1 protein-coding gene is annotated in these 978 nt (G+C 58.4%); it reads left to right on the top strand.

From position 1 onward, the window contains the following. Window positions 1-4: 4 nt before the first annotated feature. Window positions 5-978, top strand: a 974-nt coding sequence (tuf, locus tag Q4577_RS23655) for an elongation factor Tu (protein WP_303473383.1), incomplete at its 3' end; no start/stop codon positions are given.

The raw sequence follows: 978 nt of genomic DNA, 5'->3' as shown, positions 1-978 counted from the left end.
TACCATGGCAAAGGAAAAGTTTGAGCGTTCCAAACCGCATTGCAACATCGGCACGATTGGCCATGTTGACCACGGCAAGACAACGCTGACCGCGGCGATCACCAAGCAATTTGGTGACTTCAAAGCCTATGACGAAATCGACGGCGCGCCGGAAGAGAAAGCCCGCGGGATCACCATTTCCACCGCGCACGTGGAATATGAAACCGAAGCGCGCCACTATGCGCACGTCGACTGCCCCGGCCACGCTGACTATGTGAAAAACATGATCACCGGTGCGGCGCAGATGGACGGCGCGATCCTGGTGGTGAACGCTGCTGACGGCCCGATGCCGCAAACGCGTGAGCACATTCTGCTGGGCCGCCAGGTTGGCATCCCTTCGATGGTGGTTTTCCTCAACAAAGTTGACCAGGTCGACGACGAGGAACTGCTGGAACTGGTGGAAATGGAAGTTCGTGAACTTCTGAGCGAATACGGCTACCCGGGCGACGACATTCCGATCATCGCCGGTTCGGCTCTGGCCGCTCTGGAAGGTCGCGACGCCAACATCGGTGAAGAGAAAATCGCCGAGCTGATGGCCGCTGTTGACGAATACATCCCCCAGCCTGCACGCGCTGTGGACCAGCCGTTCCTGATGCCGATCGAAGACGTGTTCTCGATCTCGGGTCGGGGTACTGTTGTGACCGGTCGTGTGGAACGTGGCGTTGTCAACGTTGGCGACGAACTGGAAATCATCGGCATCCGCGACACCAAGAAAACCACCTGTACCGGTGTGGAAATGTTCCGCAAGCTGCTGGATCGCGGTGAAGCGGGCGACAACATCGGCGCCCTGCTGCGCGGTATCGACCGTGAAGGCGTTGAGCGTGGTCAGGTTCTGTGTAAGCCGGGTTCGGTCAAGCCGCACACCAAGTTCGAGGCAGAAGCCTATATTCTGACCAAAGACGAAGGTGGCCGTCACACGCCGTTCTTTGCCAACTACCG

This window comes from Marinovum sp. 2_MG-2023, assembly GCF_030548265.1.
Lineage (GTDB): Bacteria > Pseudomonadota > Alphaproteobacteria > Rhodobacterales > Rhodobacteraceae > Marinovum.
This window is presented reverse-complemented; position numbering and strand designations above follow the sequence as displayed.